A 19,155-nucleotide genomic window follows, 5' to 3' on the forward strand; every position below is an offset into this window, starting at 1 on the left:
GGTACCGGCCGGCCGGGGCGGCGCGTTGAACTCAGAACATTCGATCAAAGATGTTCCGCCCCAACACCGATCGTGTCGAGGTCGGCGAGTTGCATTGCGCCGTAACCATCCGGGTCAGTTCGAGGTCTGCCATCCGGTAGATGCCGCCGGAGAGTCCCGTAATCATGCTGCGGCGCCGCGCATTCCACGAGTCCCCACGGCGAGACAGATCAGCAGGGCGATGAGCACACCCGCGAAACCTGCCATCGCGATCCGGGTGTCGACGAATTGGGTGGCGATGCCCATCCCGACCACCGGGATGATCAACCCGGCATTGCCGATCAGGAATAGTCCGGCCACCGCCTCACCCCGATTCGCCGCGGCAGCCGCACGCACGGTGCGGGCAACCGCGGATTGGATCAGGACACCGGCTCCGGCACCGCTCACCACGCCGGCGACCAGGAACAGCACCAGATTGCCCGCCAGCATGGCGGCAACCAACGCGCCAAGCCCGACGATGGCACCGAGCAATCCCGCCACGAGCCGGGTCAACACCGGCAACGCCATGGCCGCATGCTGGGCGACGGGCGCACTGGCGAACACCAGAAACACCACCCCACCGGCCAACAGCCGCGACGACTGCCCCAACGTCTCGGCAAGGAAAACCGGTGCAAGCGAGGCGAATAGACCGAACGCCCCGAACGCCGCGAAGGTACTGCCCGCCGCAACCGCCCAGCCGAGCTTGGAGCCGACGACCGACACGCGCTGCGGACGGTAAGCGGGTCGCAGCGACCGCGGCACGGACACGGTCTCCGGAACGAACCGGATCAACACCGCGATCACCAGAACCATGAACACCGCGAACGCCACATACGACGTCCGCAACGGCCACGGAGCCCACTCCGCGAGCACGCCCGCCACCAACGCACCCACCCCGAGTCCCCCGATATTCGCTGCCGGAGAAGCGATTTCGAATCGTTTCGCACCGTCCCGCGGCCGAGCCAGCACGTGCAGCTCGTGCAGATACGCGGTAGCCGTCGCGGTGATCGCACCGACACCCAACCCGGTGATCAGCCGCCCGGCGATCAGCAGCGGCAACTGCGGCGGCAGGACGAACACCACCGCGGCCAGCACCTCCATCGAGAGCGCGAGGGTGAGCACCCGCCGCCGGCCGATCCAGTCCGACACGTGCCCGACCATGCACAAACTGACGATCACGCCGACGCCGTACACGGCGAAGACGATGGTGAGCGTCAACGCAGACAACCCGAGTTGCCGCGCGTAAAGCGGATACAGCGGCGTCGGCACCGTCGAGAACGCCATCGCCGCACAGAAGGCCACGGTCACCAACCAGAAGCCGGTGTTGTGCCGGCCGGAGTCCGGCTGTCCGGCGGACTTCTCCCGGTGGTCGAGGGACACAGTCGTCATCGCGTTGCACTCTTTTCTGCGGAATCGCGGCGGTCCGACTGGCCCCGCCGATTCCATGGTCGAGTCCGCGAACGTTCACGTCCAACGATTCATTCTTCTGCTAGCTATCACTTTTTGAGATAGTTGACCGATGGAGCTAAGGCATCTCGAGTACTTCGTCGCCGTCGCCGAAGAACGCAGTTTCACCAGGGCGGCCGCCCGGCTGCACGTGGTGCAGTCGGCGGTCTCCGCGGCGATCAAGACGCTCGAACGCGAACTCCGCACCGAGATCCTCCGGCGCACCTCCCGTGAAGTCGCACTGACCGAAGCTGGGACCGTCCTCCTCCCCCGGGCCCGGACGATCCTGGACAGCGTGCGCGAGACGATCGATGCGATCGACGGCGTCCGGGGCACGATCGGCGGCGAAATCCGACTCGGGCTGATGGCGTCGGTGCCCTGGCTCGACCTGCCCGCGGTACTCGGCCGAATGCACGCGGAACACCCCGAGGTGCGGCTGCGGTTGAGCCACCGCGCCGGCGGCTCACAAGAACTCGCCGCCGCGGTCGTCGCCGGAGAACTGGACCTGGCGATCCTTTCCGATCCCGGCCCATTCGCCCGCAAGCTCCGGCTGACCGAACTGCGGTCCTTCCCGATGCGGCTGCTCGTCCCGGCCACCCACCCGCTCGCCGAAAAACGTTCCGCGCGACTGGAAGAACTGGAGGGCGAGACGTTCGCCGACCTGGCGCAGGGTTTCGGCAGCCGGGCCGTGGTCGACCGTGCCTTCGCCGCAGCGGACCTGACCAGGAGTGTCTCCATCGAATTGGGCGATGGCAGCGTCGTCGCCGACTACGTGCGTCAGGGGCTCGGCATCGCGATCCTGCCGGAGGCCTACGCCCGGGCGGACTCGACGATCCGATCCGTTGCCCTCACCGCGAGCAGCGGCCTCACCTGGCGCATGTGCCTGGCCGCACCACGGGACCGGGAACTCGGAACGGCGGCAAAGGTCCTGACGACCATGGTGCTCGACGCGCTGGAGAACTGATCCCCATGCCGCCAGCCGACTATTTGTTCGAAAGGGCTACCGGCACAGCACTCTCGCGCACGCTCAGGTAGTCCCGCAGCGTGGCCGCGGCCGCGGTGATGTGGCGATGCAGAATATCGGTCGCCGCCACCGCATCTCGGGCCGCGGCCGCGTCGGCGAGCGCGCGATGATCGGGCTGACCGAGCGCGTCGGCCCCGAGCGCGGTCAGATGGAGCCGGATGATCTGCTCCTCCTCTTCCAGCGCCGCGCGCACCAGCTTCAGCAATCGATAGTTGGTGGCTCGCCGGCAGAGCGCCATGTGGAACTCGGTATTCAGGCGTCCCACGGTGGGCGCATCGGTTTCCGATTCCATATCGCGGACGTGGCTGCGGATTTCCGTGATATCGGTCTCGGTGAGATGCGGGATCGATAAGCGCAGCGCGGCGGGTTCGATGATGAGCCGGACGTCATATGTTTCCATGAGGTCGGCGGGGTCGATGTGCATCGCGACGGCACCCTTGCCCGCCTGCAACCGGACGAGCCCTTTTCCCTCCAGCTGAATCAAGGCCTCGCGCACCGGCATACGACTCACCCCGAAAACCTCGGCGAGCTCCTCTTGGCGCAACGGCGTTCCCGGCCGAATGGTTCCATTCAGTATTGCTTCCGCGAGAGTCGACTCGATAATCGACCGGGAATGCGTCTGCGGTACGGAAATGTGCCCCAGCGCAGCCATGATCGGTCTGTGTCGTGCGCTCATCCGAACGGTGCCGCCTACCTATGCTGGAGTGTTCGCCGCATGTGGATCCATGATCCAGTTATTTTCTAACACTCCCGGCCCGAGCGGGCAACATTTCCGCATCGTCATGCGTTGTTCGTTTGTCTCCCAAAGTTATTTGCGGGGCGAATCATTGCGGCCGGGACGATCGCGGCGCACGCGAGCGCGCCCATTATTGCGAGCGCGTGCGCGAGGGACGTGGAGGTGTAGAGGCTGCCGAAGACCGCGACGCCGAGGACGAAACTGAATTGGAACGTCGTGGTGGCGATCCCTGTCGCATCCGGCACCTGGTCCGGGCGAACGTGCGCCACGGTCAATCCGAGCAACGGCGTGAAGCAGGCGCCATAGCCGAAACCGGCCGCCGCCAGCAGCATTACGGCCGATGCGGTGTGCAGGCCGTCGCCGTGCTCGATCGCGCCGAGCAGGATCAGGCTGCCACCGAGCACCCCGAGACCCGCGATCGTGAGGGTGAGGTGTCGCCGGTGTGGCACCAGCGATCCTGGCGCCGAGCCGACGCCGAACCCGATCGCGAAGGGCACCAGCGCGATTCCCGCCGCCGCGGCGCTGTGCCCATGATGGTCCTGGAGATCGGCGGCCACACAGAACAGCACCCCGGTGTACGTCGTCCCCGACAGCAGCAAGGCGATCAGCCCCGGCCGCATACCGGGCACCGCCATGATGCGCAGGTTGAGCAACGGTGAACCATTACGCCGCAATTGCATTCGCTGCCAGGCGACGAACACCACGAGCACCGCGATACCCAGCGCCGCGACCGCCCAGCCCAGCCAGGTCCACCCGGTGTCCGGGCCGAGCGCGAGCGCGCCGGTGATCGAGGCGGCGCCGACGGTCAGCAGCCCGACTCCGGCCAGGTCGAGTTGCCGTGGGGAGACCGCGATCTCGGGCAGCAGCCGGGCGGCACCGAGCAGCACGGCGATGCCCACCGGCAGATTGATCAAAAACACGATCCGCCAGCCGAGCCCGAAGAGGTCGAGGCTGATCAGCGCGCCGCCCAAGGCAAGTCCGGCAGTGGCGCCGAAGGAAATCATCGCACCGTAGGCGGCCAGCGCCCGCGTCCGCGCGGTACCGGTGAAATCCGCCTGGATGAACGAAATCGCCTGCGGGACAGCCATCGCCGCGCCGGCACCCTGGACGGCGCGGGCACCGATCAGCACGATCGCGTTGGGCGCCGAGCCGATCGCGATGGAGCTGACCGTGAACACCGTGATCCCGATCAGGAACAGCCGTCGCCGGCCGCGATCGGACCCCAGTCGCGCGCCGGTGATCAGCAGGCTCGCGTACATCAGCGTGTAGGCCGCGACCGCCAGCGCGGCGGTGCCCGGCTCGATCCGCAAGTCCTGCTGAATCGAGGGCGCGGCGATATTGCCGACGGTGGTGTCCATCGACGCCATGAACTGCCCGGTCAGGACGACCGCGAGCGCCAGCCAGCGTCGCCGCGAACCGGGGAGGGTCGCAACTGTCGGCGGCTCGGCCGTTCGAATCCGCTCCGGCGGCACCGTCACTTCTGCGGGGCGTGCCGGCCGGTGTCGGCGGTCTCCTCGGCTAGCAGTTGTTCCATCGCGGCGACGCAGTCGAACACCTCGACGTGCCGGATGTAGAGCGGCGCCAGCCCGAAACGCAGCAGGTCCGGCGGGCGTAGTTCGAGATGAAAACCGCGAGCCGCCAGGCCTTTCGCCAGGCGCTCGGCCGATTCGCTGTGCAAGGACACATGGCTACCGCGCTGCGCGCTGTCGACGGGTCCGGTCACCTCGACACCGTAGCGGGCCAGCCGGGCGCCGGCCAAAGCGATGAACTCCTCGCTGAGCGCCACCGATTTGGCGCGTACCGCCGCGGGATCGGCTCGGGCGGTGAGCGTGACGCCTTCGTCCAAGGCGAGCAGGCTGAGCAGCGGCGGGCAGCCGGTGGTCAGTCGAGCGATGCCCGGATCCGGTTGATAGCCTGCGGTGAAGTCGAACGGCCGGGTATGCCCCAGCCAGCCGGTGACGGGCTGTTCGAAGCGCGGCAGCAGCCGGTGGGCGACGTACATGTACCCAGGCGCACCGGGTCCGCCGTTGAGGTATTTGTAACCGCACCCGACCGCCAGATCGGTACCGGCGGCGTCCAATTCAAGCGGCACGACGCCCGCACTGTGCGAAAGATCCCACAGCACAAGCGCTCCGGCCTCGTGTGCCCGCTCGTTGATCCGGCGCATCGGAAGCAGTTGTGCGGTGCGGTAATCGACGTGACTGAGCGTCACCACCGCGACGTCCGAGTCGATCTCATCGATGATCTCGTCGACGGGCACCCGGCGCACGGTCGCCTGCCGGTGGACGTAGCGGGTGACACCATCGGCGATGTAGAGATCGCTCGGGAAGTTGCCGAGGTCGGTGAGGATCACCGACCGCTTGCTCGCGGACTGCAATTCCATAGCGCCACACAGCAATTTGAACAGGTTGACCGAGGTGGACTCGCCAACCACGACCTGGCCGGGAGCCGCGCCGAGGATGCCGCCGATCCGATCGCCGGTCAGCGTCGGCAGCCGCAACCACTGGTGGTCCCACCAGCCTGCGTTCATATCGTCGCGCCACCGCCGCATGGCCTCGTCGAGCCGCTGCGCGGTCTCGCGCGGTTGCGGCCCCAGCGAATTTCCGTTGAAGAATACGCGGTCGTCGGGCAAATCGAACTGCGCCCGGATATCCCGCAGTGGATCGATGGCGTCGAGCTGTTCGAAGTATCGGCGCTGCTCCATGTGCTACTCCGTTATTTGCTGCATCAGACCGAACATGTCCTCGTTGTGCCACCACTCCGCAAGCCGGTTGTCCGCGTCGAATCGCATGATGTCGATCCCGGACAGCGACACCGGACGCCCGGTCGCGGCAATTCCGGACAGCACACCGGTGTGTGTTCCCGAAGAGTTGTATCGGGCAACGAGTTTGTCGCCGTCGACGAGCACTTCCTCGATATCGAAGGTGAGGTCGGGAAAGGCTTGGTGCCAGTCGATCGCCATGGCGACGTGTCCGTCTTTCGTATTCGGGAAGTCGTCGATGGGCCGATGGTCGAAGAAGTTCTCCGACAGAATGCGGCTACCCGCCGGGTCGCCCTTGTTCCAGAGTTCACCGATCCAGATGTCCACGTACACATGTCGCATGATTTCGCGGCGACTTCCGGTCTCTGTCATGATTTCTCCTTCGAGTACCGGCCGTCGGCCGTGAACGCCGAACGACCACGTTTCAACCATTGCACGGTGACCCGTTTCGGCCGAAAGTTGGCTTCGAGCACCGGGATCGCTATTTCCGGGTCGGTGCTGCCGCAGGTGAAGATGTCCACCGCGGCGAAGTCGTGCTCCGGCCAGCTGTGAATGCTGATATGCGATTCCGCGAGCACCGCGATCCCCGTCACGCCGCCCGCGCCACCGAAATGATGCACGTAGACATACAGCAGCGTGGCATTCGTTGCCCGGACGCATTCGCGCAGCACCCGCTCGGTCAGCGCGGGGTCGTCGAGGCGGCTCGCCCCGATGAGATCGACGAGCAGATGGGTCCCCGCCGCCCGCAGCTGTGGTGTAGGGGCGGTGGCCATTTCGGTCATCGGGCCTGCTCGGCGGCGGCCAGCCGGGCGGTGCGGGATTCGATCGGCAGCGGGTTCAGCGAGAAGCCACAGACGTCGCGACTGGCGAAGGCGGCGTCGCCGGCCACGGTCACCGGGGTCACGTCGTGCAGGCAGCGCGGATCCTCGAACACCACCGTGTCGATCGGCGTCTCCAATTCGAGCTTGCGATACACCACGCGATCCAGATCGGCGAACAGGCTGCGCCCACCCGCGACATCGACCCGATTGATCAGTGAAATCGAGGTAAAGGCGTGCCCGTCGTGGTGCATGCCCTCCGGCGCCGGATATCCCGGCTTGTCCGGCAGCGCCACGATCCGGATCAGATGCACCCCGATCTCCCAGTGCCGGGACGCACTCACCCGCTCCGGCGGAAGTACCGCGAGGACATCCCACATCAGCTGATGCAGGAAGGGGTTCTCCGTCGTTCGCTCGGCCAGCGGCTCGAATTTCCGCTCGAATCCGCCCGCATACGGATTGACCTTCTCCTCCTGATAGAAGGCCCGGTGCTCCAGCTGCTCGATCCGGCGCTCGACGGTGTCCACCGAGAAAAGACTGAACCGGCGTTTCCGGAAGGAATATTCCGTTTGCAGCCAGCGGTCGTCGGCCAGATCATCGAAATCCACGGTCAGCTCCGACAATCCGGCGACGATATCCGGCGGGAGATCCGCCGTCGACCGGCCGGGGAGCATCACCACCGGATCGTCGCGGAAGCGGTCGACGGGCAACGTACCGAAGAGTTCGGTTCGAATTGAAGGCGTCATCGTAATCCTCTTCTATGTTCGCCACTCGGTGTCGATACCGAGCGGACAGGTCACGACACGTAGTCGAGATAGAAGTCGAAATCCCACTCGCTGGTCGTGGCCAGAAATCGTTCCCATTCGTCGAGTTTCTGCGCGGTGTAGACCCGGTACATGTCGCCGGGCAGCGCCGCGCGCAGCACCTCGTCCCGGTCCAATGCCGTCAGTGCCGCACCGAGATTCATCGGCAGGGTGGGTTGCGGGTCCGGCGTGCTGTCGTAGCTGTTGGCGCTCGACGGCGGGCCCGGATCCAGGTTGTTGGCCAGGCCGTCGTCCATCGCGGCGAGCAGGCCCGCGGCCATCAGGTAGGGGTTCACCATCGAATCGGCCGTGCGATATTCGACCCGGTCGGGCGCCGATACCCGGACCGCGCACGTCCGATTCTGAAAACCCCAGCCCGCGGTCAGCGGCGCCCAGAAGCCGGTGTCCCACAGGCGGCGGTAGGAATGCACCGTCGAGGCGGCGAGCGCGGTCAGCGCGGGCAGATGGGTGACCACCCCGCCGACCATGCGTTGACCGATATCGTTGAGCTGCAACGGATTCGCGCCCGTCGATCGGTCGCCGGTCAGCAGATTCACGCCGCCGGTACGGTAGCGCCGCACGCCGGGCAAGGTGGTCTCGGTTTCCATCGGAACCGTCTCGTCGTCGCCACCGCGCCAGAGCGACAGGTTGTGATGGCAACCCGACGCCGACAGACCAGCGAACGGCTTGGTCATGAAGCACGCGATCACGCCGAATTCGCGGGCCACCTGACGGCAGATCTGCCGATAGGTGATCAGCCGGTCGGCATTGCGCAGCGGGTCGTCGAACCGGAAATTCAGCTCGAGCTGGCCCGGTGCGTCCTCGTGGTCGCCCTGGATCATGTCCAATCCCAGTGCCCGGCCGTAGGTCAGCACGCGCAGGCTGATGTCGCGCAGTTCCTCGAGCTGATCCACGTGGTAGCAGTACGGTTTGGATACGCCGACCAGCTCGTTGTCGGCGTTGCGGCGCAGCCACATCATCTCGGGTTCGGTGCCGACCCGCAGCCGCATGTCGTGCCGCTCGGCGAACGCCGCGTGCTGCCGGGCCAGGTTGCCGCGGCAGTCCGAAGACAGTGCGGCGCCGGGATTTTCGGCTTCCTCCCGATTGCGGAACAGCCGGGCGAAGACCCGCGCGACCCGGCCGTCCCAGGGTAGTTGGGCGAACGTCTCCGGCTCCGGTATCGCGATCAGCTCCGAGGCCTCGGGGCCGTAGCCGAGGTAGCGGCCGCGCCGGTCGGTGGCGACATTGGCCACCGCTCCGTACACCATCTGGACGCCGCGGGTCGCCAGATCTTCCCAGCGGGCGGCAGGCATGCCTTTGCCGACGACGCGGCCGGTGACCGAGACGAATTGCACGTAGATGTACTGAATGTCGAGCTGGTCGATCAACTTTCGAACGTCGTTGACGGCGTCACTACGGCCTGGTTCGGACAGAAAAGCGTCGATGTCCACAGGTTCCCCCCTTCGGTCACGCCTCAACGCAGTGTTCAACGTCGGGACGGGGGTGGTCGGATTGCCCTGCATACCAACCGATTTGTAAATTGGATCCAGGATCCAATAGATTTTTACACCTGGTGTTGGGTTCCGCAAGGCTTCACGCGCAGCTATTGTGCCCGCGCGTGCCCGTGCTATTCAGGGGTTGCCGGGTGTTGCCGGATCATGTTATGACCGAGCGGTATTCAGATCTTCGAGCTGGACTCGAGCAATGTTCGAACGTAACCATCTGCCGACTCGGACAGTTGCGCGGTCGAGCCCGCGGCCCGGATCCGTCCTTCGTGCATGGCGCGCAACGATTTCCAAACCGCATAGGCGGTTTCCTGATCGAGAGAATTGGTAGGTCCATCGGCGATGAGGATGGGCGGTGCAGGCAGCAAGGCCGCGGCAAGGGCGGCGCGTTGAATCTGGCCACCGGAATTCTGCTGCGGCAACAGATCCAGGGCGTAGGCCGGGTAATGCGCTGCGGCGCAAGCCCGCTCGATACTCCGCGCTCCGTGGTGCTGCGCCACCGTCCGCAACTGTGCGCCGACCGTCGTTCCGGGCTCGAACGCGGTCACGCCCTCCTGCGGCACGTAACCTACAGCATCCCAGGCGACGACGACCTCAGGACAACCGGCTTCGGAAAGGGCGCAGCGCAAACCGCCACGCCCTACGAACGAGAGATCCGCCACGCACAATCAGGCGTCCACGAACCTGGCGCATCTCGTGCCGGCGCGCTCGGCGGCCGGAGTCAGCGGTCCACGATTTCGTAGATGTACTTGTCGACATCCATGCCCATCCCGGCCGCCTGGCTTCCCAGCGAGATCATGTAGGAGACTTCCCGAAAATCGCCACGATGCACAGCACCCTCCCACGTCAGCGAATAGCCCACCGCCGGATTGGATTTGGCCATCTTCAGCTTCTCGCAGGCGTTGAAGGAGCCGCCTACACTGACCGGGCCGACCGCGACGGACAACGAGACCGACGAAGGACACGCGGAGGCAGTGATGTCGCCCCTCGGCGACCAGTCCTGCCAGAACGCACTCGGCCGAAAATTCCCCATCCCGATCCGGCATTTGATGACCATAAAATCGGACCTGTCATTTCCGCACGTCGCATAGTGCTTGATGACAAAGAAATGCGCGCCCTGCCCCGGATACTTGGCTTCTCCCCATTGGTAGCACCAATCCATCCAACCCGCTTTCAGCTCGCTGCCGTACCAGCGGGCGGCACACTGGGCGGGGTACCAGTCCACGCCGTCCTGGGTATACGCAGGGGCGGCTCCGGGCTCAGGTGCCGATACGCGGGTCTGACTCGACCCCTCGACGTGCGGAATCTCTTGTGCCTGCGGGCTTTCCGGAGACTGCCCCACGTCGGCGCCGACCGGGCCCGCTCCACAGAGCGATCCAACAACCACCAATGCCATCGATATCATCGACAAGCCTCTGAAAGTATTCATTCGCGAATTCGCCTTTCCCCCGGCAAAGAATCACAGTGCACCTGACCCTACCCGGAGATCCATTGGGGATTCGTGCCCGGAGAACTGGGGATTGCGCCCGCCCGGCGATCGGCCCGCATCGAAAACGGTGGGGGAATCCTATTCACCCGCAATGACATTCGGCTAGGACCACGACCCAGGCCGAAGCACGTCCGTCCACTGCGCCGGCCAGGTGGCGAGAGCTACTACAACCATGACGACCAGATGCACTGGAGCCGCGACACTTTCCTTGACCCCGTGGTGGTTGATCACGTGGGTGACCACGGCACCGATCAGCACCAGAATGAGCGCTATGGCACCGAGGAATCGCGCCTCATGATACGGAATCGCCAGCAGCAGAGCACAAACTCCCTCGATGCCGCCGACGACGAACCGGAACCAGCTGGGCCAGCCCCAGTCTGCGAACTTGATCGCGTACGCGGGCCCGAAAAACGTTGGCCCAGGCCAGAATTTGGTCACCGCCCCCATCATGAACTCGAGGGCGAGGAACCAAAGGAAGCCGGTCGCGACCCATCCGGGCCAGGTGTGCGCAATTGCCATACCGCCATGACCGCCGCGCGGCCAGAAATGTGACACGAGCCGCGGCCGCGCGGGACGTTCGAGTCGGCTCAGGGCGAGATCGGAACGGCTCGGCACATCCGGCGACCGAGCGGCAGATTCAGTCGGAGCCTGGCAGCACCTCGTCGGCGTCGTTCTGTTCCTGGTCGGCTGCTTCGAGCGCCGCATCGATCATTCCGGCCGCGTGCCACAGTCCGATTCGGTCGAGGGCATCCCGCGACATGATGCAGATCTGGCGGTCCAGCTCGGCCAGGCGGGTGCCGGCGCGATTGCGTTCGGCGAGCTCGTCCGGGTCGGTGGTATGGCGCAGGCGTTCGGCGATCTCTGCCATGCGGGCGCGTTCACGCGTCGGTGCGTAGATGGGGCGCAGGGTAGCCCCGATTTCGGCGTCCGTCAGGTCGGGGATCTCGTCATTCGCCATGCCCCCATGATGGTTGCACCGGGCCGGGCGGTCAGTCCGACACACCCGAGCCTCGCTCAGAGTTGGCTGCGCCAGCGTCGCGGCGCCATGCCGTGGTTGCGGCGGAACAGGCGCGCGAAGTAGCCGGGATCGGGCATTCCGATGCGACGAGCGATCTCGGCGATGGGCAGGTCGGGGTCGGCGAGTAGGGCGCGGGCCTCGGCCATGCGGCGTTCGGTGATCCAGTCCTGGACGGTGCGCCCGGTTCGACGGCGCACCACGGTGGTCAAGTGTCCGGGTGTCATGCTGACCGCGCGGGCGACGTCGCGCAGCGACAGGGATTGGGCGTAGCGCTGTTCGATGATGTCGAAGACCGCGGCGAGCATGGGCTCGTTGCTGCGGCGCAGGTCCCCGACAACGTCGCCGGCCAAGCGCGCGACATCGATGAGCAGGACCGTCAGATGTGCTTGCGCCGCTTGCCGATGGCCGATCTGGCGATGTGTCGATTCGTTGTCGATCGCCGTGATCGTGTCCAGCCACAGACCGCGACGATCTTCGGGCACCCGCAGTCGCAGTACTCCACCAGCGGTGCCGTGAACGAACGGGAACAACAGCGGGTGTGCGCACCAGGCGGGCCACGGTCCCCGTCCGTCGTCGCCCAATGCCGCGGGGTCGAAGAACACCGCGAATGCCTCGTCGACCGTGGACACCGTGGTGCGGTCGACCACATGGCCGATGGCGACCACGTAGACCTCGCCGGTCCGGTGCAGATACAACAGCGCCGGGAAGTCGTGAATGTGCGGGCCGATGTCGCCCGCCAGCTCGTGGGCTGCCAGCCGCCACACCGACACGGGCAAGCTCGCCGGGTCGGTCCGGTAGCCGTGTACCGGAACGCCGGCCTGGTACCGGACCGGGCGGGAAGCCTCGGGCATGGCACCGAAGATAGTCCTACTTTCGCCGATAATCTGCCAATTATGTTGGCGAACTCGGCTTGATCATGAGAGTTATGACCGAATATCCTCCAGATGCCGCCCCCGAACGACACGACTACCTGCCCGCCGCGGGCCTGCACGCGGCGCTGCCGAGTTTCGATTTGATCTCACGACTGTTCGGCACCCCGAAATGCACGACCGGCTCGTCACCCAGGCCGACCTCCGCGATGATCACCGCGTGCTGGAAATCGGTTGCGGTACCGGCAATCTCACCATCAAGGCCAAGCGTGCCCGCCCCGGCGCCGACATCATCGGCTCCGATCCCGACCCACGCGCGCTGGCCCGTGCACAGCGAAAAGCTGAGGAGTTGAACGGGATTCGCTTCGAGATCGGCTACTCCCAGGAGTTGCCGTACGCCGACGGCGAATTCGACCGGGTTCTTTCGGCGTTGATGCTGCACCACCTGGACACCGGCGTGAAGGCAGCGACCGCCGCCGAGACATGGCGAGTACTACGCCCCGGCGGCCAGCTACACCTGCTCGACGTGGGCGGCGCGTTGATCAAGGGCGGCGGCTTCGGGGCGCAGCGGAGGCTGCTGGAGCGCGTGATCCCCGACAACGTCGGCGACACCATCCCGCGGCTCCTCCGCGCAGCGGGCTTCACCTGCGAAGTGGTGGCGTCCCAACCTCATCGCCTCGTCGGCCGAGTCACCTACTACCGCGCCACCCGTCCCAGCTGACAGGGCTATCCAGGTACGCGCGGTCGGATCAGCGCGGCAACATGGGTGTCGGGCTCGGCTCGGCCACAGTCACGAGAACGACGATATCCGCGTAGGGCGCATCGCCGTGGCCGAGGCGATGAGCGAAGCGCGCCACGGGAATTCGCCATCGGTACTTCGCGGCGATCTCCGACTCCACATGGGGCAGCAGCGATCCCGCGGTCACCAACTGGGCTTGGCCTTGCCGCTGATGCGAGCCGAGCGCTGGGTTGCCGCGCCGGTCGCCGGGCTGAACGAGCACCCGTCCGTCGCGCGCCAACTCCTTGGCTTCGTCGGACTGCGACGACACACGGAAGGCAAGCTGGGTGTCGCCGATGGGAATGACCAGTCGCGGCACCGCGGTCAACTGCCGTGGGCCGGTAACTCGGGTCACCAGAACGGTTTTGGCGTCACGCCAAACACTTCCGGCACTCGAAACTCTACCGTTCCTGGCCGGCTGTAGCCGGGCAGCGGGCCGCGCGACCTGACCATCGGGGGTGAGATCGACGAGGGTATCTGTCATTGCGTTCGTTCCTTTCCCCTGAGAAATCCACCGATCGATCGGTGTCGGGTTCCCGGCGACGCAGGCGGGTCCTCATTAACCAGCTCTACCCCAGAACCTCCCGCTCAACCACGTTCTGTCACCTTGGTCACACCAGAGAAGGGGGCGAACAGGTCGAGTAGCTCTTGGGGTGGGTTGTCGCCGAAGAGGTGTTCGATGAATTCGGTGCCGTCGGTGGGGGTGGCAGTGCGGGTGAACATTGCCTGTTCGAATTCGGAGTGGACATGATGGCTCCTTCTGGTACTTCCTGAGGCACGTCCTCAGGTTCACATCGGGCGCTGTCATGACACGTACACCGCGCTTGCATGGACCCGGAGGTCCTGGTCACAAGGCGTTCGGAGCGATCTGCGCAGGCTCTCGGCGTCCGGCTCACGCAAAGGCGGTCAAGGACCACACCTATGCATTGGCCGCTCCGGGTTCCCATCGCCGACCTGCGGCGAGTTCCGTATGCAGTTGCGGCACAAGCATTTCGGCGACGAACGCTTCGATACTGGTCGGGGTGGTCGTGCGTGCTGAACGTGGTTGTAGCGTCGCGGTGTGCCGCGAGTTGATCGCGTGGGCGACCTCGACCATGAGGCCGGTCACGTTCGGGGAGACTCCAGCGCGGCGCTGAGCTGCGGCGAATTCGCCGATCGACTGTTGCTCGTAGCGCAGTCCGGGGAGATCTGCGAGCCTGCCGACGACCTCGGTGACTTCGACCATGCTCAGATCACGTTCACCGTGCAGTTCGCGCAGGTCCGAGGCGGCGGTCTGGGTGAGCAGGCTGTGCGCGGCGGCGCGGCCGACGTCGGCCGTATTGATGAACGGCATCGCGATGTCGGGATCGAACGGCGCGGCGACGACTCCGGTGCGGATGTTCTCGATCTGGCCGAGCAGGTTCTCCATGAAGTATCCGGCCCGCAGGTGCGTCACCACGGCGTCGAGCGTGTTGATCCGCTGTTCGAGGTAGTGCAGTCCGGCGACCGGTCCGGTACCGGCGGGTTTGTCCGCGCCCCAACTACTCAGGGTCACCACCCGCCAGACTCCGGCGGTCGCGAGTGCCGCGGTCATCGCGTCGACGATGGCGCGTTGGTGCGCCAGGAAGTTCGGGCTGTCCGGAATGTAGTTCGGTTGGACCATCACATAGATGCCCTCAGCGCCGTCGAAGGCTTCGGCGAGTGCCGCGCGGTCGGTCGGCTCGGCAGTAAATGCCTGCGCGCCAATAGCTTCCAGCGACGCCAAGCCTGCACGATTGCGTCCGATCGCGCGCACGGTGCAGCCCGCTCGCAGTAGTTCCTCGACCACCACGCGCCCCGTACGTCCGGTCGCTCCGGTCACCACGAACATCGATCTCCCTTCGCGACGGCCCGCGCCGTCTCTCGGTGGCCGACGGTAGGAGTGATCCGCACGCCCGGGGTAGTGCTGACGCACCCACCCCGAAACTGCCCGCGACCGTAATCTGGACACGGTGGTGACGAAACCGGGTCCCTTGGCCGAATTCCTGCGAGCGCGGCGCGCGCTCGTGCGCCCGGAGCAGGTCGGACTCGTCCCCGGTGCGGCACGGCAGGTACCTGGCCTACGCCGGGAGGAACTCGCGATGCTCGCCGACATCAGCACCGATTACTACATTCACCTGGAACAAGGCCGCGAGAAGCAGCCCTCGACGCAGGTCTTGGACGCGTTGGCCCGAGTACTGCAACTCGACTACGACGCACACACCTATCTGCGTTCCCTGACGGCTCCCAGCACACCCGCGGCGCGGGTGGATCAGCATCTCGGGGACACACTCGCCGACCTGCTACACCAGATCACCACCCCCGCGATGCTCGTCACCCCATGGCTGGACGTCACCGCCCGCAACCAGCCCGCAGATGCCCTCTATGAGGGACTACTGTTACGAGACAACCTGGCCCGAATGGCCTTCCTCGACGACGAAATAACCCACTTCGTCGAAGACCCCGACCAACTCGCCCGATGCACCGTCGCGACGCTCCGGGCCGCCGCCGGACCGCAACCGCACCCGCCGCAGATGATCGAACTGATCGGCGAACTGTCACTGCGCAGCGACAAGTTCCGCCGGCTCTGGGCCCGCCACGATATCCACCGAAAAGGCAGCGCGGTCAAGCACTTTCACCATCCGACCGCAGGCCGCCTCACACTCCACCAGCACGTGCTGACCCTCCCTGACCATCCCGGGCTGCAACTGTGGATCTACCAGGCCGAACCGGGCTCCGAACACGCATTACGACAACTCGCGGAACCGGCAACTCATACCGGTGCGCTATCGTCGATTCCTCGAGGTCGGCGACCGAACAACCAGCCTGCCCCACCGTTCAGAACTGACCTGAAGAACCTCAGGGAGGAATTATGGACATTGCCGAGCTGATTCTCGATGACCATCATGAGCAGCGCCGCCTGTTCGCGATCATCGAGCAGATCGATCGCGCCGAAACCGAAGTGCTGTCGGCGATCTGGGGCAGGCTGGCGTCCTTCCTCGAGCTGCACGCGCTCGCGGAAGAGGAAATCTTCTACCCCGCACTGCTCCAGATAGGGATCGCGGCGCGGCGCAAGGGCACGGTGGAGGACGAGACCCTCGACGCCATCCACGACCACAACGAGATCCGCGACGCGATCGCCGAAGTGGCGCGTCATCAGGTCGGCACCGACGACTGGTATGCCGCCGTCGCGGCCGCGAACCTGGCCAACAGCGATCACATGGCCGAGGAGGAACGCGAGGGTCTCACCGATTTCCGCCGCCTGGCCGGGCTGCCGCGCCGCCATCGGCTGGCCGTCGAGTTCGCCGCTTTCGAAGCGCGGAATTATGCCGGGGTGCAGCCCGTGGACAAAGATCCTGTCGAATATGTCCGCGAGGTGGAGAACGAGGTCCACACTCCGGTGAAAGGTTCGCTCAGCGTCGGTAGCCTGAAGCGGAATTGACCCGCTTCAGAGTGTTGTCATTGCCGCTACAGTGCCCCGACCTGCGGTGACTCCACTCGGTGGTGGCCGCCTGCCCGTGCTGTCTTCGAGGAAGGAAACGGTGAGTAATTCACGGATCGCTTCGATTGCCGGTCTGGCGTGGGTATCGACCGTGCAGTATTTCGTCGTGTTGTTCGTGGTCCAATCGCGGTGGACCACGCCATACAGTTGGACGCGCAATGCGATCAGCGATCTGGGGGCCGAAACCTGTTTTCAGAGCGAACACGTTGATACCTGGGTGTGTTCGCCGTGGCATGCCCTCGCGAATATTTCCTGGATTCTCAGCGGGTTGTGCCTGACCGCAGGCGCGCTTCTGGCGGCGCGGATCTTCGGGCGAAGTTGGCCGGCGCGCGCGGGATTCGCGCTGTATGCCGCGGCTGGAATCGGGCTGGTGATGGTCGGTTTCAATCCGGAGGACACCAGGATCGCGCCGCACACCATCGGCGCGTTCGTCGCTATCGCGGGCGGCGCGGTGGCGGTCGTGCTCACCGCGGTCGCGATGATCGCCGACGGCCGGACGCCGGTCCTGGGGCGGATCGGAATCGCGTTGGGGGTCATCGCCATTGCCAGTTTCGTCGCGACGTTGGCCAAGGTCGGCGGGACGGAGATGTTCGGGTTGTGGGAGCGCCTCGCGGCATTCCCGGTGCCGATCTGGGCCATCCTGCACGGCATCGCCATGCTCACTCGACCGGCAGTCTCATTGGCACCCGAACCGGAACGATCACTGTCGTAGCGGCCTGGTAGTTCCAGACGGGCGAAGTTCGGTCCGCGCACGTAGGATCGCCATCTGCCGTGGCCGGCGGGCACGGTCGTGTTCGAGCTGGATCAGCCGAAGGTGCTCGAATTCAAGCGTCAGGTGCTCACCGACAACGACGCGCAGCCGTCGGCGGATCGGCGTGCGGTCGCGGTGGACCTGCGCGACGACTGGCCCGCTACCCTGCTCGACGTGGGTTTCGATCCGACCGCGCCCACGGCGATGTTCCACAGTTCGCGCTTCGTGACGGCGGCTAAGCCGCGCACGACCCCGAGTAATCCGCACTTACGACTTCGTCAATTCGGCGGCAGCAGCATCCAGCACCTTCCCGAAGATGTAAGTCACCCCGGGCCTGACCACAGCACGAGTAATGGCCGCCGCGAACGGAAGCCGCACCTCCGCGGTCGTCGTCCACATCACCCGCGTCCCGCCGGACACCTCGGTGAACGTCAACTTCCCACCCTCGTGACGCGACGGCGGAAAACTCCGCTCGACCAGATACCCGAACTCATATGGCGGGTCATACGAGGTGATCCGCTCCCGAAACCACCCACCACCCACACCAACTGCCGAACCGCACCACGCCCATAAGGCGCGTCTTCGCCTGGCGTAGCCAACTTTTGACGCAAAACAACCCACGTCGCACGCGGATAGTTCCGCGCGTCAGCAAGCCACCCGAAGACCTCCCCGACCGGTGCCGCAATGATTCGTTCGACAGTGATGGTTTCCATGTACGCCCTCCCCTACAGCTCACTTCAATACTACGGCCGGTAGTACTTGTGGCGCAATCGCTTCAGCGTCCTTGAACGGCCTCCAGGACGAAGAACAGGAAGCTCAGGAACGCTCCGGAAGACGACTTGCTGACCATGTCGGGGAAGAGTTCGCGGGCGCCTGGTGCCGGGGGCGGTTCGCTGATGACGGCGGTGCGGAAGCCGGTTGCGTTGAAGGCGTCGGTCATCGCGTGGAGGGGGCGGTGCCAGTAGGTGAGGACGGCTTGCTGACCGTTGAAGGTGTATTCCTCGGAGTGCTTGGTGGTCGCGAAGTAGTCGGCGTCGGGGTAGATCAGCTTGTAGATGAAGGGGTGATTGACGGAGATGATCAGTCGGCCGCCGGGTTTCAGGACGCGGCGCAGCTCGGTCAGCGGCGCGGTCCAGTCCTCCAGGTAGTGCAGGACCAGGGATGCGATGACGTCGTCGAATTCGGCGTCGGGAAATGGCAGTGGGCTGCCGATCTCGGCAACATGCAGGGCTGCGTCGGCACCGAGTCGCTGTCGGGCCAGCTCCACCATCTTGGTGCTGGCGTCGAAACCGGTCACGATGGCGCCCCGGTCGCGCAGCGCCGCGAAGATGGGGCCGGAACCGCAGCCCGCGTCGAGGATCCGCCGGCCGGCCACCTCTCCGGCCAGGTTCACGATCGCGGGGCGCGCGTAGTAGCCGTTGATCAGGTTGGTTTCGGTCTCGGCTGTGTACCCCTCGCCGAAGCTGTCGTAGTCGTTTTCCACGGTTTCGGCAGACTTCTCGGGAATGGCAGTCATGATTGCCATCCTGCCGACCGGCCGAGCGGGACGCCAACGAGTTGGCAGACCAGACTTGTTGGGGCTCAGAACATCCGATACGGCCGAAATGCGAAGCTTCGGCAGCGGAGAGTCCGGTCTGTCA

23 protein-coding genes and 1 pseudogene are annotated in these 19,155 nt (G+C 65.5%); 6 read left to right on the forward strand and 18 right to left on the reverse strand.

All coding sequences use genetic code 11. The features are described from left to right. Window positions 1–162: 162 nt before the first annotated feature. Window positions 163–1,407 (reverse strand): MFS transporter, encoded by a 1,245-nt coding sequence (locus AB0M22_RS31550; protein WP_364734667.1) that lies wholly within the window; start codon window positions 1,405–1,407, stop codon window positions 163–165. Between the two features lie 130 nt (window positions 1,408–1,537). Between AB0M22_RS31550 and AB0M22_RS31555 the strand changes: the two genes are divergently transcribed. Further along, window positions 1,538–2,428, forward strand: a complete 891-nt coding sequence (locus AB0M22_RS31555; RefSeq protein ID WP_364734669.1) for a LysR family transcriptional regulator — start codon at window positions 1,538–1,540, stop codon at window positions 2,426–2,428. A 19-nt stretch (window positions 2,429–2,447) separates the two neighbouring features. Here the strand turns inward: AB0M22_RS31555 and AB0M22_RS31560 are convergent, their stop codons facing one another. From AB0M22_RS31560 to AB0M22_RS31615, 12 genes are all read right to left on the reverse strand, one after another. After that, a complete protein-coding gene (locus tag AB0M22_RS31560; protein ID WP_364734671.1) occupies window positions 2,448–3,164 on the reverse strand; it encodes a GntR family transcriptional regulator in 717 nt (238 codons plus the stop codon). A 104-nt stretch (window positions 3,165–3,268) separates the two neighbouring features. After that, on the reverse strand, window positions 3,269–4,696 hold the full coding sequence (locus AB0M22_RS31565; RefSeq protein WP_364734673.1) for an MFS transporter: 1,428 nt from the start codon (window positions 4,694–4,696) through the stop codon (window positions 3,269–3,271). Between the two features lie 2 nt (window positions 4,697–4,698). Next, window positions 4,699–5,928, reverse strand: coding sequence for an aminotransferase class V-fold PLP-dependent enzyme (locus tag AB0M22_RS31570; protein ID WP_364734675.1), 1,230 nt, complete (start codon window positions 5,926–5,928; stop codon window positions 4,699–4,701). 3 nt (window positions 5,929–5,931) lie between these two features. Then, window positions 5,932–6,357 (reverse strand): ester cyclase, encoded by a 426-nt coding sequence (locus tag AB0M22_RS31575; protein WP_364734677.1) that lies wholly within the window; start codon window positions 6,355–6,357, stop codon window positions 5,932–5,934. Beyond that, window positions 6,354–6,767: an adenosylmethionine decarboxylase gene (gene speD / locus AB0M22_RS31580; protein ID WP_364734679.1), complete on the reverse strand. Its 414-nt coding sequence runs from the start codon at window positions 6,765–6,767 to the stop codon at window positions 6,354–6,356. Before speD ends, AB0M22_RS31575 begins: the two co-directional genes overlap by 4 nt. Next, window positions 6,764–7,549, reverse strand: a complete 786-nt coding sequence (locus AB0M22_RS31585; protein WP_364734681.1) for a 2OG-Fe dioxygenase family protein — start codon at window positions 7,547–7,549, stop codon at window positions 6,764–6,766. Before AB0M22_RS31585 ends, speD begins: the two co-directional genes overlap by 4 nt. Window positions 7,550–7,599: 50 nt before the next feature. Further along, window positions 7,600–9,057 (reverse strand): glutamine synthetase, encoded by a 1,458-nt coding sequence (locus AB0M22_RS31590; RefSeq protein ID WP_364734683.1) that lies wholly within the window; start codon window positions 9,055–9,057, stop codon window positions 7,600–7,602. 227 nt (window positions 9,058–9,284) lie between these two features. After that, window positions 9,285–9,773, reverse strand: a complete 489-nt coding sequence (locus AB0M22_RS31595; RefSeq protein WP_364734685.1) for an ATP-binding cassette domain-containing protein — start codon at window positions 9,771–9,773, stop codon at window positions 9,285–9,287. Between the two features lie 59 nt (window positions 9,774–9,832). Next, a complete protein-coding gene (locus AB0M22_RS31600; RefSeq protein ID WP_364734687.1) occupies window positions 9,833–10,507 on the reverse strand; it encodes a hypothetical protein in 675 nt (224 codons plus the stop codon). 195 nt (window positions 10,508–10,702) lie between these two features. Beyond that, the gene (locus tag AB0M22_RS31605; protein WP_364734689.1) at window positions 10,703–11,119 is read right to left on the reverse strand and encodes a DoxX family protein; all 417 of its coding nucleotides are present in this window, start codon (window positions 11,117–11,119) and stop codon (window positions 10,703–10,705) included. A gap of 118 nt (window positions 11,120–11,237) precedes the next feature. Then, complete coding sequence (locus AB0M22_RS31610) at window positions 11,238–11,558, reverse strand: hypothetical protein (RefSeq protein ID WP_364734691.1); 321 nt, start codon at window positions 11,556–11,558, stop codon at window positions 11,238–11,240. A 56-nt stretch (window positions 11,559–11,614) separates the two neighbouring features. Next, window positions 11,615–12,469: an AraC family transcriptional regulator gene (locus AB0M22_RS31615; protein ID WP_364734693.1), complete on the reverse strand. Its 855-nt coding sequence runs from the start codon at window positions 12,467–12,469 to the stop codon at window positions 11,615–11,617. A gap of 190 nt (window positions 12,470–12,659) precedes the next feature. Here AB0M22_RS31615 and AB0M22_RS31620 point away from each other — a divergent pair, with 190 nt between their 5' ends. After that, the gene (locus AB0M22_RS31620) at window positions 12,660–13,208 is read left to right on the forward strand and encodes a class I SAM-dependent methyltransferase (protein WP_364734695.1); all 549 of its coding nucleotides are present in this window, start codon (window positions 12,660–12,662) and stop codon (window positions 13,206–13,208) included. A gap of 28 nt (window positions 13,209–13,236) precedes the next feature. Here the strand turns inward: AB0M22_RS31620 and AB0M22_RS31625 are convergent, their stop codons facing one another. The 3 genes from AB0M22_RS31625 to AB0M22_RS31635 form a co-directional block, all read right to left on the reverse strand. Continuing rightward, window positions 13,237–13,749: a hypothetical protein gene (locus AB0M22_RS31625; RefSeq protein ID WP_364734697.1), complete on the reverse strand. Its 513-nt coding sequence runs from the start codon at window positions 13,747–13,749 to the stop codon at window positions 13,237–13,239. 104 nt (window positions 13,750–13,853) lie between these two features. Further along, the gene (locus tag AB0M22_RS31630) at window positions 13,854–13,988 is read right to left on the reverse strand and encodes a hypothetical protein (RefSeq protein ID WP_364734699.1); all 135 of its coding nucleotides are present in this window, start codon (window positions 13,986–13,988) and stop codon (window positions 13,854–13,856) included. A 196-nt stretch (window positions 13,989–14,184) separates the two neighbouring features. Beyond that, window positions 14,185–15,114: an NmrA family NAD(P)-binding protein gene (locus AB0M22_RS31635; protein WP_364734701.1), complete on the reverse strand. Its 930-nt coding sequence runs from the start codon at window positions 15,112–15,114 to the stop codon at window positions 14,185–14,187. 121 nt (window positions 15,115–15,235) lie between these two features. Here AB0M22_RS31635 and AB0M22_RS31640 point away from each other — a divergent pair, with 121 nt between their 5' ends. The 4 genes and pseudogenes from AB0M22_RS31640 to AB0M22_RS31655 all read left to right on the forward strand — a co-directional run. Then, on the forward strand, window positions 15,236–16,153 hold the full coding sequence (locus tag AB0M22_RS31640; RefSeq protein ID WP_364734703.1) for a helix-turn-helix transcriptional regulator: 918 nt from the start codon (window positions 15,236–15,238) through the stop codon (window positions 16,151–16,153). Next, window positions 16,135–16,704: a hemerythrin domain-containing protein gene (locus tag AB0M22_RS31645; protein WP_364734705.1), complete on the forward strand. Its 570-nt coding sequence runs from the start codon at window positions 16,135–16,137 to the stop codon at window positions 16,702–16,704. The genes AB0M22_RS31640 and AB0M22_RS31645 overlap by 19 nt, the downstream gene beginning before the upstream one ends. Before the next feature lie 100 nt (window positions 16,705–16,804). Continuing rightward, window positions 16,805–17,476, forward strand: a complete 672-nt coding sequence (locus AB0M22_RS31650; protein WP_364734707.1) for a DUF998 domain-containing protein — start codon at window positions 16,805–16,807, stop codon at window positions 17,474–17,476. Between the two features lie 54 nt (window positions 17,477–17,530). Next, window positions 17,531–17,719 (forward strand): annotated as a pseudogene (locus tag AB0M22_RS31655) (class I SAM-dependent methyltransferase); the annotation flags it as partial. A gap of 63 nt (window positions 17,720–17,782) precedes the next feature. On the opposite strand, the gene AB0M22_RS31660 reads toward AB0M22_RS31655, so the two are convergent. Further along, window positions 17,783–18,136, reverse strand: coding sequence for an SRPBCC family protein (locus AB0M22_RS31660; RefSeq protein ID WP_364734709.1), 354 nt, complete (start codon window positions 18,134–18,136; stop codon window positions 17,783–17,785). 154 nt (window positions 18,137–18,290) lie between these two features. Beyond that, window positions 18,291–19,031, reverse strand: a complete 741-nt coding sequence (locus AB0M22_RS31665; protein WP_364734711.1) for a class I SAM-dependent methyltransferase — start codon at window positions 19,029–19,031, stop codon at window positions 18,291–18,293. Window positions 19,032–19,155 lie beyond the last annotated feature (124 nt).

It is taken from the genome of Nocardia sp. NPDC051756 (assembly GCF_040681495.1).
Lineage (GTDB): Bacteria > Actinomycetota > Actinomycetes > Mycobacteriales > Mycobacteriaceae > Nocardia.

Bases quoted from the DNA above. Each gene is read 5' to 3' on its own strand.
- AB0M22_RS31615 (WP_364734693.1), bottom strand. From the start codon at position 12,469: ATGCCCGAGGCTTCCCGCCCGGTCCGGTACCAGGCCGGCGTTCCGGTA.
- AB0M22_RS31560 (WP_364734671.1), bottom strand. From the start codon at position 3,164: ATGAGCGCACGACACAGACCGATCATGGCTGCGCTGGGGCACATTTCC.
- AB0M22_RS31600 (WP_364734687.1), bottom strand. From the start codon at position 10,507: ATGGCATTGGTGGTTGTTGGATCGCTCTGTGGAGCGGGCCCGGTCGGC.
- AB0M22_RS31570 (WP_364734675.1), bottom strand. From the start codon at position 5,928: ATGGAGCAGCGCCGATACTTCGAACAGCTCGACGCCATCGATCCACTG.
- AB0M22_RS31610 (WP_364734691.1), bottom strand. From the start codon at position 11,558: ATGGCGAATGACGAGATCCCCGACCTGACGGACGCCGAAATCGGGGCT.
- AB0M22_RS31625 (WP_364734697.1), bottom strand. From the start codon at position 13,749: ATGACAGATACCCTCGTCGATCTCACCCCCGATGGTCAGGTCGCGCGG.
- AB0M22_RS31645 (WP_364734705.1), top strand. From the start codon at position 16,135: ATGGACATTGCCGAGCTGATTCTCGATGACCATCATGAGCAGCGCCGC.
- AB0M22_RS31575 (WP_364734677.1), bottom strand. From the start codon at position 6,357: ATGACAGAGACCGGAAGTCGCCGCGAAATCATGCGACATGTGTACGTG.
- AB0M22_RS31665 (WP_364734711.1), bottom strand. From the start codon at position 19,031: ATGACTGCCATTCCCGAGAAGTCTGCCGAAACCGTGGAAAACGACTAC.
- AB0M22_RS31630 (WP_364734699.1), bottom strand. From the start codon at position 13,988: ATGTTCACCCGCACTGCCACCCCCACCGACGGCACCGAATTCATCGAA.
- AB0M22_RS31555 (WP_364734669.1), top strand. From the start codon at position 1,538: ATGGAGCTAAGGCATCTCGAGTACTTCGTCGCCGTCGCCGAAGAACGC.
- AB0M22_RS31550 (WP_364734667.1), bottom strand. From the start codon at position 1,407: ATGACGACTGTGTCCCTCGACCACCGGGAGAAGTCCGCCGGACAGCCG.
- AB0M22_RS31585 (WP_364734681.1), bottom strand. From the start codon at position 7,549: ATGACGCCTTCAATTCGAACCGAACTCTTCGGTACGTTGCCCGTCGAC.
- AB0M22_RS31620 (WP_364734695.1), top strand. From the start codon at position 12,660: ATGCACGACCGGCTCGTCACCCAGGCCGACCTCCGCGATGATCACCGC.
- AB0M22_RS31605 (WP_364734689.1), bottom strand. From the start codon at position 11,119: ATGGCAATTGCGCACACCTGGCCCGGATGGGTCGCGACCGGCTTCCTT.
- speD (WP_364734679.1), bottom strand. From the start codon at position 6,767: ATGACCGAAATGGCCACCGCCCCTACACCACAGCTGCGGGCGGCGGGG.
- AB0M22_RS31635 (WP_364734701.1), bottom strand. From the start codon at position 15,114: ATGTTCGTGGTGACCGGAGCGACCGGACGTACGGGGCGCGTGGTGGTC.